At 71.6% G+C, this 13719-nt stretch carries 13 protein-coding genes and 1 pseudogene; 9 read left to right on the top strand and 5 right to left on the bottom strand.

What is annotated here, in order from left to right; all coding sequences use genetic code 11:
- Positions 1-54: 54 nt before the first annotated feature.
- Both ACIP4X_RS03400 and recO read right to left on the bottom strand, forming a co-directional pair.
- Complete coding sequence (locus ACIP4X_RS03400) at positions 55-888, bottom strand: isoprenyl transferase (RefSeq protein ID WP_358729430.1); 834 nt, start codon at positions 886-888, stop codon at positions 55-57.
- Positions 889-914: 26 nt separating this feature from the next.
- Complete coding sequence (recO, locus tag ACIP4X_RS03405) at positions 915-1661, bottom strand: DNA repair protein RecO (protein ID WP_358729429.1); 747 nt, start codon at positions 1659-1661, stop codon at positions 915-917.
- A 201-nt stretch (positions 1662-1862) separates the two neighbouring features.
- On the opposite strand from recO, the gene bla reads away from it, so the two are divergent.
- Positions 1863-2735, top strand: coding sequence for a class A beta-lactamase (gene bla, locus ACIP4X_RS03410; protein WP_358729428.1), 873 nt, complete (start codon positions 1863-1865; stop codon positions 2733-2735).
- 25 nt (positions 2736-2760) lie between these two features.
- Here the strand turns inward: bla and ACIP4X_RS03415 are convergent, their stop codons facing one another.
- The 3 genes from ACIP4X_RS03415 to leuA all read right to left on the bottom strand — a co-directional run bounded on the left by ACIP4X_RS03415 (position 2761) and on the right by leuA (position 5884).
- Entirely contained in the window at positions 2761-3204 is a 444-nt protein-coding gene (locus ACIP4X_RS03415) for a protein phosphatase (RefSeq protein ID WP_358729427.1), read from the bottom strand.
- A 64-nt stretch (positions 3205-3268) separates the two neighbouring features.
- Positions 3269-3967, bottom strand: coding sequence for a TerB family tellurite resistance protein (locus ACIP4X_RS03420; RefSeq protein ID WP_358729426.1), 699 nt, complete (start codon positions 3965-3967; stop codon positions 3269-3271).
- 195 nt (positions 3968-4162) lie between these two features.
- A complete protein-coding gene (gene leuA / locus ACIP4X_RS03425; protein ID WP_391453117.1) occupies positions 4163-5884 on the bottom strand; it encodes a 2-isopropylmalate synthase in 1722 nt (573 codons plus the stop codon).
- A gap of 363 nt (positions 5885-6247) precedes the next feature.
- Here leuA and ACIP4X_RS03430 point away from each other — a divergent pair, with 363 nt between their 5' ends.
- The 8 genes and pseudogenes from ACIP4X_RS03430 to ACIP4X_RS03465 all read left to right on the top strand — a co-directional run bounded on the left by ACIP4X_RS03430 (position 6248) and on the right by ACIP4X_RS03465 (position 13619).
- A complete protein-coding gene (locus ACIP4X_RS03430; RefSeq protein ID WP_358729424.1) occupies positions 6248-7321 on the top strand; it encodes a M4 family metallopeptidase in 1074 nt (357 codons plus the stop codon).
- A gap of 20 nt (positions 7322-7341) precedes the next feature.
- Entirely contained in the window at positions 7342-7608 is a 267-nt protein-coding gene (locus ACIP4X_RS03435; RefSeq protein WP_358729423.1) for a protealysin inhibitor emfourin, read from the top strand.
- A 58-nt stretch (positions 7609-7666) separates the two neighbouring features.
- The gene (locus ACIP4X_RS03440; protein WP_358729422.1) at positions 7667-9019 is read left to right on the top strand and encodes a GH1 family beta-glucosidase; all 1353 of its coding nucleotides are present in this window, start codon (positions 7667-7669) and stop codon (positions 9017-9019) included.
- Positions 9020-9477: 458 nt separating this feature from the next.
- Positions 9478-10731, top strand: a pseudogene (locus ACIP4X_RS03445) (PhoH family protein); the annotation flags it as partial.
- A 153-nt stretch (positions 10732-10884) separates the two neighbouring features.
- Positions 10885-11364 (top strand): PhoH family protein, encoded by a 480-nt coding sequence (locus ACIP4X_RS03450; RefSeq protein ID WP_391453814.1) that lies wholly within the window; start codon positions 10885-10887, stop codon positions 11362-11364.
- A 12-nt stretch (positions 11365-11376) separates the two neighbouring features.
- Positions 11377-11874 carry an rRNA maturation RNase YbeY gene (gene ybeY / locus ACIP4X_RS03455; RefSeq protein WP_391453114.1) on the top strand — a complete coding sequence of 166 codons (498 nt, stop codon included), beginning with the start codon at positions 11377-11379 and terminating at the stop codon, positions 11872-11874.
- Positions 11875-11881: 7 nt separating this feature from the next.
- A complete protein-coding gene (locus ACIP4X_RS03460; RefSeq protein WP_358729419.1) occupies positions 11882-13192 on the top strand; it encodes a hemolysin family protein in 1311 nt (436 codons plus the stop codon).
- A gap of 64 nt (positions 13193-13256) precedes the next feature.
- The gene (locus tag ACIP4X_RS03465) at positions 13257-13619 is read left to right on the top strand and encodes a cytidine deaminase (RefSeq protein ID WP_100566918.1); all 363 of its coding nucleotides are present in this window, start codon (positions 13257-13259) and stop codon (positions 13617-13619) included.
- Positions 13620-13719 lie beyond the last annotated feature (100 nt).

Here is a 13719-nt window from a genome sequence, read left to right on the forward strand (position 1 = left end):
GCCCTCAGGCTCCCCCGAGCTCTACGAGCAGGGGGCACCCCCAGACAGGCTGATCTACTCGCCCTCGCCCTGCATGGCGAGGAGGGCCTCGTTCGGGATGGCGCCGCCGAAGCGGCGGTCGCGGGAGGCGAACTCGATGCAGGCCCGCCACAGGTCGCGGCGGTCGAAGTCGGGCCACAGCACGTCCTGGAAGACCATCTCCGCGTACGCGCTCTGCCAGAGCAGGTAGTTGGACGTGCGCTGCTCGCCGCTCGGGCGCAGGAACAGGTCGACGTCCGGCATGTCCGGATAGTACAGGTACTTCTGGATGGTCTTCTCGGTGACCTTGGCCGGGTCGAGCCGGCCCGCCCTGACGTCCTCCGCGAGCGCCTTGGCCGCGTCCGCGAGTTCGGCCCGGCCGCCGTAGTTCATGCAGAAGTACAGCGTGAGCCGGTCGTTGTCCTTGGTCTGCTCCTGGGCGATCTGGAGCTCCTGGGCGACCGACTTCCACAGCTTGGGCATACGGCCCACCCAGCGGACCCGGATGCCGAGTTCGTCGAGCTGGTCGCGGCTCTTGCGGATGAAGTCGCGGTTGAAGTTCATGAGGAAGCGCACCTCTTCGGGCGAGCGCTTCCAGTTCTCGGTGGAGAAGGCGTAGAGGGAGATGCTCCCGACGCCGATCTCGATCCCGCCCTGCAACACGTCCAGCACCCGCTCGGCGCCGACCTTGTGGCCCTCGGTGCGGGGCAGCCCGCGCTCCTTGGCCCAGCGTCCGTTCCCGTCCATGACGATCGCGACATGCTCGGGGACCAGCTCGCCGGGGAGCTTCGGCGCGCGGGCGCCGGACGGATGCGGCTCGGGCGCCCTGTACTCCGGGCGCCGGCGCCCCAGGATCCCGCGTACGGCCATGTGCTTCTCGTCTCCCTTGTCTCGGACTACTTTTCCACGTACCGAAGTGAGCGCAGCCCGCGCTCCAGATGCCAGTGCAGGTAGGCGGAGACCAGCCCGCTGCCCTCCCTGACGTACCGCGGCTCGCACGCGTCCGCGGTCGCCCAGTCCCCCGTGAGCAGCGCGCCGAGCAGCGCGAGCGTCCGGGGCGAGGGTACGACGCTGCCGGGCACCCGGCAGTCGGCGCAGACCGAGCCGCCGGAGGCCACCGAGAAGAACCGGTTCGGACCGGGCATCCCGCACCGGGCGCAGTCGCCGAAGCTGGGCGCGTAGCCGTTGACGGCCAGCGAGCGCAGCAGGAAGGCGTCCAGCACGAGGTGCGGGGCGTGCTCGCCGCGGGCGAGGGTGCGCAGGGCACCCACCAGCAGCAGGTACTGCTGGACGGACGGCTCGCCCTCGTGGTCGGTGAACCGCTCGGCGGTCTCCAGCATGGCCGTCCCGGCGGTGTAGCGGGCGTAGTCGGTCACGATCCCGCCGCCGTAGGCGGCGATGGTCTCGCTCTGCGTGCACAGCGGCAGCCCCCGGCCCACCAGTTCGCTGCCTCGGGCGAAGAACTGCACGTCCACGTGCGAGAACGGCTCCAGCCTGGCCCCGAACTTCGACTTCGTCCGCCGTACCCCCCGCGCCACGGCGCGGACCCGCCCGTGTCCGCGGGTGAGCAGCGTGATGATGCGGTCCGCCTCACCCAGCTTCTGGGTGCGCAGCACGACACCGTCGTCGCGGAACAGACTCATGGGGTCCATTCTCGCTCACGGCGAACGCGGTCGTGGCCGCGCCCGCTCCCCGGTCCGGGCTCCCGGCGCGGCGCAACCGCGGTTTCCCCCGCGGCGTCGGTCAGTGTGGAGATCGTTCTGCCCGCACCGACCGTCCGTCCGCGCCGACCGGAGGAGAACACCATCCGAACCCCGGGAGAGTTCCACCCGACACGACGTGCCTTGCTGACCACCGCCGCCGCCTCCGCCGTCGCCGCGGCGACGGCGGCCGCCACGGCCGCGCCCGCGCACGCCCTGCCGGACGGCGGCACCACCGCGCGTCTGCGCGCCCTGGAGCAGGAGCACGGCGCCCGGCTGGGCGTGTTCGCCCACCGCCCCGACACCGGCCGGAGCGTCCGGTACCGGGCCGAGGAGCGCTTCCCGATGTGCTCGGTGTTCAAGACCCTGGCGGCGGCCGCGGTCCTGCGGGACCTGGACCGCCACGGCGAGGTCCTCTCACGGCGCGTCCACTACACCGAGGCCGACCTGGTGCCGGAGGGCTCCGACCGGACCCGTGCGCACCTGGCCACGGGCATGACCGTCGCCGAACTCGCCGACGCCGCCATCCGCTTCAGCGACAACACCGCGGGCAACCTGCTTCTGCGGGAGCTCGGCGGCCCCACGGCCGTCACGCGTTTCGCCCGCACGCTCGGCGACCCGGTGACCCGCCTGGACCGCTGGGAGCCGGACCTGAACACCGCCGAGCCGGGGCGGCTCACGGACACCACGAGCCCGGGCGCGATCGGCCGCACCTACGCCCGTCTCGTCCTCGGGGACGCGCTGAACCGTCGTGACCGCCGGACGCTGACGCACTGGCTGCTGAACAACACCACCAGCACCAACCGCTTCCGCGCGGGCCTGCCACCGTCCTGGACGGTCGCGGACAAGACGGGCACCGGCGCCCACGGCACCGCAAACGACGTGGGCGTCGCGTGGACCGGGTCCTGCTCCCCCGTGGTCCTGGCCGTGCTGTCGACGAAACCGGCCCAGGACGCCCCGTACGACGACGCTCTGGTGGCCCGGGCGGCCGCGGTGGTCGCGGAGGCGCTGGGGTAGGCACGGAGGCCGTGGACGCCCTGCCTCACCGCCGCGGCGGGAAGTTCCGTACGTACCGCCGCTGCCACGGTGTCTCCACCGCGTGCCGGTCGTAGTGGGTTCTGACGTGGGCGACGGCCTCGTGGGCCGGGACGCCGTCCAGTACCGCCAGGCAGGCCAGGGCCGTGCCGGTGCGGCCCCGGCCGCCGCCGCAGGCGAGTTCGACGCGTTCGGTGGCGGCGCGCGTCCAGGCGTCGGTGAGCACCGCGCGGGCCGCTTCCCGGTCCGCCGGGAGGCGGAAGTCGGGCCAGCGCAGCCAGTGGGACGCCCAGGGGGTCGCGGGCGGCGGTGCGCCGAGGAGGTAGACGCCGTACGTCGGGGTCGGCGCCGAGGGGTCGAGGGGGTGGCGCAGGCCCCTGCCTCGCACCAGCCGTCCGGACGGCAGCCGCAGGACGCCCGGGGTCCGCTCGTCCCAGGGCTGCTCGTTCACGGTGCCGTGTCTCCCTTCCGGCCCGTCCCGGGCGGTGCGGTGACCGTGTCCGGCGGGGGTCGTCTCACGACGGGGTGCGGGCCTCCGTCAGGAGGCGGGTCACGTCGCTGGTGCAGATGGTCAGGGCGGCGCCGACGGTACCGAGGGTGTCGTGCTCGGCGGGGGTGTAGGGGCCGTCGGCCAGGGCGATGCGGGCGGCCTGGAGGAGGATCGACTCCCGGCCCGCGGGGGCCAGGTGCGGGGCGAGCGGGTCCAGCGCCTCGTGCAGCTCTATGGCCAGGCCCGCGCCGCACGGCCGGTCCTCGTAGGCGCGCCCGGTGTCCGCGGCCAGCGCCTCCACCAGGGCGGCCAGCTGCTCCTCGGTGCAGTCGGCCAGGCCGGCCGCGCGAACCGTGGCCGCGGCGGTCTCCAGGGCCGTGCGGGAGCCCGTCCCGCCCGCGGACAGCACGGCAAGGGCGACGGTGTGCACGGCGTCGCGGAGCATCGCGGAGAAGCGGTTGGTCGTCGGGTGGTCCAGGACGTCCGTGCCGAAGCGCCCTCCGCAGGCGGCGCACTCGACCACCGGACCCGCGGTGCCGCGCGGCAGCAGCGGGACGCCGAGGACGGTGAAGCGCCGACGCCCGGTCAGCCGCTGGTAGTTGCGGTCCCCGCCGCAGCCGGGGCAGAAGAACTCGCCGTCGCCGACCGGCGTCCACGCGGTGCGGGTGCCCAGCAGTCTGGCGAGCGTGGTGACACGGCCGTTTCGTCCCCGTACTGGCAGCACGTCCCACCTCCGTAACGGCACGGCAACATCGCCGTGCTGGCGTGATGTTAGCCACATTGCGGAGGTGCCGTCAGCACCCCGGACGAGACCTTTCCGTGACCTGGGTCGCCGACTGGCCGATACGCACCGGGCACACGACGGGGCCCCGGCCGCCTCAGCAGGCGTCCGGGGCCCCGAAAGCACCGGTCAGAGCGGTCAGCGCGCCGCGCGGTTGACGGCCGAGACGACGGCCTTCAGCGACGCACGTGTCGTGTTCGCGTCGATGCCGATTCCCCACAGGACCTTGTCGTCAATCGCGCATTCGATGTACGAGGCGGCCTGGGCGGAGGCGCCCTCGCTCATCGTGTGCTCCTGGTAGTCGAGCAGGCGCACGTCGACGCCGATGGACTGCAGGGCGTCGAAGAAGGCCGAGATCGGACCGTTGCCTGAGCCGGTGAGGACGGTGTCCTCGCCGTCGACGGTGGCCTCGACGGTGAGGGTGTCGACCCCGTCGGTGTCCGTCGTCGACTGGCCGGTCCTGACCTGGATGCGGCCCCAGGCGTTGTCCGGGTTCGGCAGGTACTCGTCCTGGAAGGCCGCCCAGATGTCCTTCGGCGTGACCTCGCCGCCCTCGGCGTCCGTCTTGGCCTGGATGATCTTCGAGAACTCGATCTGCATCCGGCGCGGCAGGTCCAGCTTGTGGTCGTTCTTCAGGACGTAGGCGACACCGCCCTTGCCGGACTGCGAGTTGACGCGGATGACGGCCTCGTAGGAGCGGCCGACGTCCTTGGGGTCGATGGGCAGGTACGGCACCGCCCACTCGATGTCGTCGACCATGACGCCCCTGGCCTTCGCGTCGGCCTCCATGGCGTCGAAGCCCTTCTTGATGGCGTCCTGGTGGGAGCCGGAGAAGGACGTGTAGACCAGGTCGCCCACGTACGGGTGGCGCGGGTGGACCTCCATCTGGTTGCAGTACTCCCACGTACGGCGGATCTCGTCGATGTCGGAGAAGTCGATCTGCGGGTCGACGCCCTGCGAGAACAGGTTCATGCCCAGGGTGACCAGGTCGACGTTGCCGGTGCGCTCACCCTGGCCGAACAGGCAGCCCTCGACGCGGTCGGCGCCGGCCATCAGCGCCAGCTCGGCGGCGGCGACGGCCGTGCCGCGGTCGTTGTGCGGGTGGACGGACAGGCACACGTACTCGCGGCGGGACAGGTTGCGGTGCATCCACTCGAAGCGGTCCGCGTGTGTCGACGGCGTCGAACGCTCCACCGTGGCGGGCAGGTTGAGGATGATCTCGCGGCCCGGGCCCGGCTGGTACACGTCCATGACCGCCTCGCAGACCTCCAGGGCGAAGTCCAGCTCGGTGTCGGTGAAGATCTCGGGGCTGTACTGGTAGCCGAACTCCGTCTCGGGGCCCAGCAGTTTCTCGGCGTACTCCATCACCAGGCGGGTGCCGTCGACGGCGATCTGCTTGATGTCGTCCCTGGAGCCGCGGAAGACGACCCGGCGGAAGACCGGGGCGGTGGCGTTGTAGAGGTGGACGGTGGCCCGCCGGGCGCCCTTCAGGGACTCCACGGTCCGCTCGATCAGGTCCTCGCGGGCCTGGGTCAGTACGGAGATCGTGACGTCCTCGGGGATCGCGCCCTCCTCCTCGATGATCGAGCGCACGAAGTCGAAGTCGGTCTGGCCGGAGGCCGGGAAGCCGACCTCGATCTCCTTGTAGCCCAGCGCGACCAGTTGGTCGAACATCCGGCGCTTGCGCTCGGGCGACATCGGGTCGATCAGGGCCTGGTTGCCGTCGCGCAGGTCGGTCGAGAGCCAGCGGGGGGCGGCGGTGATCCGGCGGCCGGGCCAGGTGCGGTCGGGGATGTCGACCTGCTCGTAACGGCCGTACTTGTGGATCGGCATGGAACTGGGCTGCTGACGGTTGACCATGGTGGCGTGGGCTCCTCGTGAGATCCGCGGGTCCGCGGGTGCCGGAGAACGGCCGACGGCGCAACGCCGAACTCCGCGGGGAGGGGGTCGGCCTCGACTACAGGCCCTCGCCGCGGCAGCTAAGGAGAAGCAGCCCGAAACGCATGATGGTCCGCAGCCTAGCCGAGCCGCGCCGGATGCGCGGGCCCGTCCCAGTATGCGAAACCGAAGGGACAATCAGGGCAAAAAGTGCGCGATGTCACGCGGCGCCGACGTCCCTCCACCTATCACTCCGTGACGGACGGGGGGACCCTTGCCCCGATATTTCACCAATCACGGTTGCGGGTAGTGACATGGTGACCACGCAGTGCAATGGTTCCGGATATGACGACCACCAGGGGCTCCGAGCCCGTCTTCTGCACCATCGTGCCGCCGCACGTCCTCGACCGCCTGGCCCGCAACGAGGACCCCGCGCTCTCCGGACCCGCCCGCCGGACCCTGGAACGCGACGCCTTCGAGCGCACCCGGCGGCGGCTGACCACCGTCATCGGCGCGCCCGCCGTCGCCGCGCCCACAGGCAAGCGGGACGGGCATCCGCACCGCACCGTCTACGACGCCCGGCACGGCACCGGACTGCCCGGCAGAAAGGTGCGCGCCGAGGGCCAGGACCCCGGCGGGGACGCCACGGTCAACCGCGCCTACGCCGGCCTCGGCGCCACCTTCGAGCTGTACCTCACGGCCTACCGGCGCGACTCGATCGACGGCAGCGGACTGCCGCTGGACGCGACCGTGCACTACGACAAGAAGTACAACAACGCCTTCTGGAACGGCGAGCAGATGGTGTTCGGCGACGGTGACGGCGAGATCTTCCTGGACTTCACCATCCCGGTGGACGTCATCGGCCACGAGCTGACCCACGGGGTCACCCAGCACACCGCGAACCTGGCCTACTTCGGGCAGTCGGGCGCGCTCAACGAGTCGGTCTCCGACGTCTTCGGCTCGCTGATCAAGCAGTACACGCTCGGCCAGACCGCCACCGAGGCCGACTGGCTGATCGGCGCCGGACTGCTGGCCCCGGGTGTCAGCGGCACCGCGCTGCGCTCCATGAAGGCACCGGGCACGGCGTACGACGACGACGTGCTCGGCAAGGACCCGCAGCCGGCCGCCATGGACCACTACGTCCACACCGGCAGCGACAACGGCGGCGTCCACATCAACTCCGGCATCCCCAACCACGCCTTCTACCTGGTCGCCACGGCGCTCGGCGGCCACTCCTGGGAGAAGGCGGGGCAGCTCTGGTACGACGTGCTGACCGGCGGCGAGCTGCACGAGGACGCGCAGTTCACTGACTTCGCCACGCTCACCGTGCGGGCCGCGCGGGAACGGTACGGCTCCGACGGCGGCGAACTCGAGGCCGTGCGCAAGGCCTGGGAGCAGGTGGGGGTGCGGACGCTGTAGTTCCGTACTAGACACGGACCATGCTGATTCGAGTGAGGCGCACAGGAGGGTTCGCGGGCATCGAGCGCCGCGCCGAGGTGGACGTCTCGGGGCGGCCCGACGCCCCGCAGTGGCGGGACCTGGCCGAGCGGGCGCTGGCGGGCGGCGAGGCCGCGCCGCCGGCCGGGGTGCCCGACGGCTTCAGCTACGAGATCACCGTGGACGGCCGGACGGTGTACGCGGCCGATCCCCGGCTGACCGGGGAGCAGCGCGAACTCATCTCCCGCGTACTGAAGGAGGGCGCGTGAGGCCCTTTTCCCCGCCGGGGCGTTGACTTCCGTTACCGACGGTAAGGATGATCCGCCCATGGCGACGAAACCGATGCCCCGGTTCCCGGCCGGCTTCCTGTGGGGCGTGTCCACCTCGGCCCACCAGATCGAGGGGGCGGCCGACCGGCGCGAGCCGTCCGTGTGGGACACGTTCTCGGCCGGGCCGGGACGGATCAAGGACGGCTCGACGGCGGCGGTGGCCTGCGACCACTACCACCGCCACCGCGAGGACGTGGCGCTGCTGGCCGGCCTCGGCGTCGGCGCGTACCGCTTCTCCGTCTCCTGGCCCCGGGTGGACTCCCCCGGCGGCCTCGACTTCTACGACCGCCTGGTCGACGACCTGTGCGCGGCCGGCGTCCGCCCGGTCCCCACACTCTTCCACTGGGACCTGCCGGCCCGCCTCGACTGGCTGGAGCGGGACACGGCCGCGCGGTTCGCCGACCATGTGGCGGTGGTCGCCGAGCGCCTGGGCGACCGCGTGACAAAGTGGATCACGCTCAACGAGCCCGCCGAGCACACCCTGCTCGGCCATGCCCTCGGCGTGCACGCGCCGGGCAGGCGGCTGCTGTTCGACGCGCTCCCGGCCGCCCACCACCAACTGCTCGCCCACGGCCTGGCCGTCCGGGCGCTGCGCGCCGCCGGGGCCGCGGACATCGGCATCGCCAACTCGCACAGTCCCGTCCGGCCGGCCTCCGGGGAACAGGCGGACGTCGAGGCGGCCGGCCTCTACGACCTGCTGCTGCACCGCCTGTTCGCCGATCCGCTGCTGCTCGGCCGCTACCCCGAGGGACTGGGCGAGCTGATGCCGGGCACCCCCGGGGCACTGGCCTCGGACCTGGAGATCATTGCCGAGCCCCTTGACTGGTACGGCGTCAACTACTACGCCCCGACCCGGGTGGGCGCCCCTCAGGGCGAGGAGATCGAGTTCGGCGGTCTCACCCTGCCCGCCGAACTGCCCTTTTCGGTAAGGGAGATCGAGGGCCACCCGGTCACGGACTTCGGCTGGCCCGTGGTCCCGGAGGGGCTGACCGAGCTGCTGACCGGCCTGCACGACCACTACGGCGACCGGCTCCCGCCCGTCGTCATCACCGAGAACGGGTGCTCCTACGAGGGCCTCGACGACCAGGACCGCATCGCCTACCTGGACGGACACCTCCGCGCCCTGCACCGGGCCCTGGAGGCGGGCGTCGACGTGCGCGGCTACTTCGTGTGGTCGCTGCTGGACAACTGGGAGTGGGCGGAGGGCTACGCCCGCCGGTTCGGCCTGGTGCACGTCGACCACGAGACCCTGGAGCGCACCCCGAAGGCGTCCTACCGCTGGTTCCGGGACCTGCTGCGGACCCAGCGGGAGGCGGGGCCGGCGGCCGGCGCGTCGCCCGTGCCGGGCTGACGCCGCTCCAGGCCCGCTAGGGCGCCAGTCCCCTCCGGGTCACCTGGGTCGCTCCGGTCGCCGAAAAGCCCTACGGCGTTGTCCCTCCCCCGTCGTACCCTGGGAAGCGCGAGGCCGCCCTGACGTGTGCGGCCGTGACGAGGAGGAACCGCAGGCCTCAGCGCCGGCCCATGACTCAGACACCCGCAGCCAAGACCCCCGCGCAGGGGCAGGCCAGAGCACAGTTCACCGTCCCCGCCCAGCACCCCATGGTGACCGTCCTGGGGTCAGGCGACTCTCTCCTGCGCGTGATCGAGAAGGCCTTCCCGGGGGCCGACATCCATGTCCGGGGCAACGAGATCAGCGCGGTCGGAGATCCTGCCGACGTCGCCCTGATCCAGCGCGTGTTCGACGAGATGATGCTGGTGCTCCGCACCGCGCAACCGCTGACGGAGGACGCGGTGGAGCGCTCCATCGCCATGCTCAAGGCGAGCGAGAACGGCGAGAGCGACGGTCACGAGACCCCCGCCGAGGTCCTGACGCAGAACATCCTGTCCTCCCGCGGCCGCACGATCCGCCCCAAGACGCTCAACCAGAAGCGGTACGTCGACGCGATCGACAAGCACACGGTCGTCTTCGGTATCGGCCCCGCCGGCACCGGCAAGACCTACCTGGCCATGGCCAAGGCGGTGCAGGCCCTGCAGTCCAAGCAGGTCAACCGCATCATCCTGACCCGCCCCGCGGTCGAGGCCGGCGAGCGCCTGGGCTTCCTGCCCGGCACGCTCTACGAGAAGATCGACCCATATCTGCGCCCGCTGTACGACGCGCTGCACGACATGATCGACCCGGACTCCATCCCGCGTCTGATGGCGGCGGGCACGATCGAGGTCGCGCCGCTCGCCTACATGCGCGGCCGCGCACAACCGCGCTTCACGAACGTGCTGACGCCGGACGGCTGGCGCCCGATCGGCGATCTTCAGGTCGGTGACCTCGTCATCGGCTCCAACGGCGAGCCGACCCCGGTCCTGGGCGTCTATCCGCAGGGCGAGAAGGACATCTACCGTGTCACCGCCCAGGACGGCTCCTGGACCCTGTGCTGCGGCGAGCACCTGTGGACGGTCAGGACGCGCGACGACAAGCGCCGCGACAAGCCGTGGCGGGTCCTGGAGACCCAGGAGATGATCGGCAACGTGCGTGCCGCGCACGCGCGCCGATACGAGCTGCCGATGCTCACGGCACCGGTGTGCTTCCCCGAGCGTGAAGTACCGATGGCCCCCTATGCGCTGGGGCTCCTGCTGGGCGACGGATGCCTGACCGGCTCCACCACCCCCTCTTTCGCCACCGCGGACCCGGAACTGGCGTCGGCCCTGCAATCAGCCCTTCCCGGAGTCTCGGTACGGCATCGCGGCGGGCCCGACTACGTCCTCAACCGGGACAAGGCCGCCGGCGACGTGGTCACCCTGGAGAACCCGGTCACCGGCGTTCTGCGCCGGCTGGACCTGCTGCGGACGCGCTCGTACAGCAAGTTCGTCCCCGACGACTACCTCTTCAACTCGGCCGAGGTACGGCTGGCGGTCCTGCAGGGGCTGCTCGACTCCGACGGCGGCCCCGTCGTCCAGAAGAACCGCACCTGTCGCGTCCAGTACACGACGACATCCATCCTGCTCCGTGACGATGTGATCGCTCTGGTGCAGTCACTGGGCGGCGTCGCCCACAGCCGTCGCAGGGCCGCCGAGGGGCGCGGTCCGGGCCGCGCGGAGGGGCGGGACGTCGCCCACCGTCGCGACGCCCACGTCATCGACATCCGTCTCCCCGAAGGCATCGAGCCCTTCCGCCTCGCCCGCAAGCGGGACCGGTACCAGGCGGCCGGTGGCGGCGGACGTCCAATGCGGTTCATCGACAGCATCGAGCCGGCGGGCCGGGAGGAGTGCGTCTGCATCCAGGTGGCGGCCGAGGACTCCCTGTACGTCACGCAGGACCATCTGCTGACGCACAACACCCTCAACGACGCCTTCATCATCCTGGACGAGGCCCAGAACACCAGCCCCGAGCAGATGAAGATGTTCCTCACCCGGCTCGGCTTCGACTCGAAGATCGTCATCACGGGCGACGTGACCCAGGTGGACCTGCCCAACGGCCAGAAGTCCGGGCTGCGGCAGGTGCAGGAGATCCTGGAGGGGGTCGAGGACGTCCACTTCTCCCGGCTGTCGTCGCACGACGTCGTCCGGCACAAGCTCGTGGGCCGTATCGTCGACGCGTACGAGAAGTACGACAGCAAGAACGGCACCGAGAACGGCGGGCCCGACAGGACCGGCGGCCACGGCAGGTCCGGGCACGCACACGGACACGGGCACAAGGGGAAGTAGACCAGCACCAGCATGTCGATCGACGTCAACAACGAGTCGGGAACCGAGGTCGACGAGCGGGCGATCCTCGACATCGCCCGCTACGCACTCACCCGCATGCGCATCCACCCGCTCTCCGAGCTCTCGGTGATCGTCGTGGACGCCGACGCCATGGAGCAGCTGCACGTCCAGTGGATGGACCTGCCGGGCCCCACGGACGTCATGTCCTTCCCGATGGACGAGCTGCGGCCGCCGTCGAAGGACGACGACGAGCCCCCGCAGGGCCTCCTCGGCGACATCGTGCTCTGCCCCGAGGTCGCCGCGAAGCAGGGCACCGAGGCCCCGACGCAGCACTCCATGGACGAGGAGCTCCAGTTGCTCACCGTCCACGGCGTGCTGCACCTGCTCGGCTACGACCACGAGGAGCCGGACGAGAAGGCCGAGATGTTCGGTCTCCAGGCGGCGATCGTGGACGGCTGGCGCGCCGAGCAGGGCCTGCACGGCCCGTCCCCGGCGCCCACCGTCTCGTAACCCGCCCATGAGCCCTCAGATCGTCGTCGGCGCGATCGCGCTGGTCGTCGTCGCCTGGCTCGCCGCCTGCGCGGAGGCGGGCCTGGCACGGGTGTCCAGCTTCCGTGCCGAGGAGGCCGTGAAGGCGGGCCGCCGCGGCAGCGCCAAGCTGGCCCGGATCGCCGCCGACCCGACCCGCTACCTCAACCTGGCGCTGCTGGTGCGCGTGACCTGCGAGATGGCGGCTGCCGCGCTGGTCACCTACGCGTGCCTGGAGTCGTTCTCCGGGACGGCCCAGGCGCTGGTCGTCGCCATCGCGGTCATGGTGCTCGTCTCGTACGTGGCCGTCGGGGTCTCCCCGCGCACCATCGGCCGCCAGCACCCGCTGAACACGGCGACCGTGGCGGCGTACGTGCTGGTGCCGCTCGCGCGGGTGCTGGGCCCGATCCCGTCGCTGCTGATCCTCATCGGCAACGCGCTGACCCCCGGCAAGGGGTTCCGGCGCGGCCCGTTCGCCTCCGAGGCGGAGCTGCGCGCCATGGTCGACCTGGCCGAGCAGGAGTCGCTGATCGAGGACGACGAGCGGCGCATGGTGCACTCGGTCTTCGAACTGGGCGACACCCTCGTGCGCGAGGTCATGGTGCCGCGCACCGACCTGGTGGTGATCGAGCGGTACAAGACCATCCGCCAGGCCCTCACGCTGGCGCTGCGCTCCGGCTTCTCGCGGATTCCGGTCACCGGCGAGAGCGAGGACGACATCGTCGGGATCGTCTATCTGAAGGACCTGGTCCGCAGGACGCACATCAACCGGGACGCCGAGAGCGAGCTGGTGTCGACGGCGATGCGTCCGGCCGTCTTCGTGCCGGACACGAAGAACGCCGACGACCTGCTCCGCGAGATGCAGAAGGAACGCAACCACGTCGCCGTCGTCATCGACGAGTACGGCGGCACGGCCGGCATCGTCACGATCGAGGACATCCTCGAGGAGATCGTCGGCGAGATCACGGACGAGTACGACCGTGAGCTGCCACCGGTGGAGCCGCTCGGCGACGACCGCTACCGCGTCACCGCGCGCCTGGACATCACGGACCTGGGCGAGTTGTACGGCCTGGAGGAGTACGACGACGAGGACGTGGAGACGGTCGGCGGGCTGCTCGCCAAGGCCCTGGGCCGGGTGCCCATCGCGGGCGCGTCGGCGGTCGTGGAGCTGCCCGACGGCCGGGAGCTGCGGCTGACCGCGGAGGCGGCGGCCGGACGGCGGAACAAGATCGTGACCGTACTCGCGGAGCCGGTGCCCCCGACGGCGCCCGCCGAGGACGGGGAGGGGAAGCCGGAGTGAGCCCCGGGGAGCCGCACGCCGGGGTGATCTCGGCAGGCGCCGGGGCTGCTCCTATGCTCGGGGCATGACCGAGACCAACGCGCTTGACCCCGAGGACCTCAAGATCGTCACTCTGGCCCGTTCGGCACGGGCCCGCAACGGTGTGCCGGAGGGCGCGGCCGTACGGGACGAGACGGGGCGTACGTATGTCGCCGGGTCGGTGTCCCTCGCCTCACTGAGGCTGAGCGCCCTGCGGACGGCGGTGGCGATGGCCGTCGCGTCCGGGGCGACGTCCCTGGAGGCTGCGGCGGTGGTCGGCGAGGCGGAGGAGATCGCCCCGGAGGACCTGGCCGCCGTACGGGACCTGGGCGGCGCGAAGACCCCGGTCCTACTGGCCGGCCCCGACGGCACCGTACGGCTCACCCGGCCGGCGGGCGAGGACGGCTGAGGCCCGGCGGGCGGGATCGGTGACGGGCCGCCGGGCCGGGTCCGGTGGCGGGCCGCCGGGCGGAGTCCAGTGGCAGCCCACCGAGCGGACTCCGGCGGCA

The organism is Streptomyces sp. NPDC088817 (genome assembly GCF_044750345.1).
Classification (GTDB): Bacteria; Actinomycetota; Actinomycetes; order Streptomycetales; family Streptomycetaceae; genus Streptomyces.

Excerpts from the sequence above, each read along its gene's own strand:
- ACIP4X_RS03400 (WP_358729430.1), bottom strand. The coding sequence starts at position 888 with ATGGCCGTACGCGGGATCCTGGGGCGCCGGCGCCCGGAGTACAGGGCG.
- recO (WP_358729429.1), bottom strand. The coding sequence starts at position 1,661 with ATGAGTCTGTTCCGCGACGACGGTGTCGTGCTGCGCACCCAGAAGCTG.
- leuA (WP_391453117.1), bottom strand. The coding sequence starts at position 5,884 with ATGGTCAACCGTCAGCAGCCCAGTTCCATGCCGATCCACAAGTACGGC.
- ACIP4X_RS03430 (WP_358729424.1), top strand. The coding sequence starts at position 6,248 with ATGACGACCACCAGGGGCTCCGAGCCCGTCTTCTGCACCATCGTGCCG.
- ACIP4X_RS03435 (WP_358729423.1), top strand. The coding sequence starts at position 7,342 with ATGCTGATTCGAGTGAGGCGCACAGGAGGGTTCGCGGGCATCGAGCGC.
- ACIP4X_RS03440 (WP_358729422.1), top strand. The coding sequence starts at position 7,667 with ATGGCGACGAAACCGATGCCCCGGTTCCCGGCCGGCTTCCTGTGGGGC.
- ACIP4X_RS03450 (WP_391453814.1), top strand. The coding sequence starts at position 10,885 with ATGCGGTTCATCGACAGCATCGAGCCGGCGGGCCGGGAGGAGTGCGTC.
- ybeY (WP_391453114.1), top strand. The coding sequence starts at position 11,377 with ATGTCGATCGACGTCAACAACGAGTCGGGAACCGAGGTCGACGAGCGG.
- ACIP4X_RS03460 (WP_358729419.1), top strand. The coding sequence starts at position 11,882 with ATGAGCCCTCAGATCGTCGTCGGCGCGATCGCGCTGGTCGTCGTCGCC.
- ACIP4X_RS03465 (WP_100566918.1), top strand. The coding sequence starts at position 13,257 with ATGACCGAGACCAACGCGCTTGACCCCGAGGACCTCAAGATCGTCACT.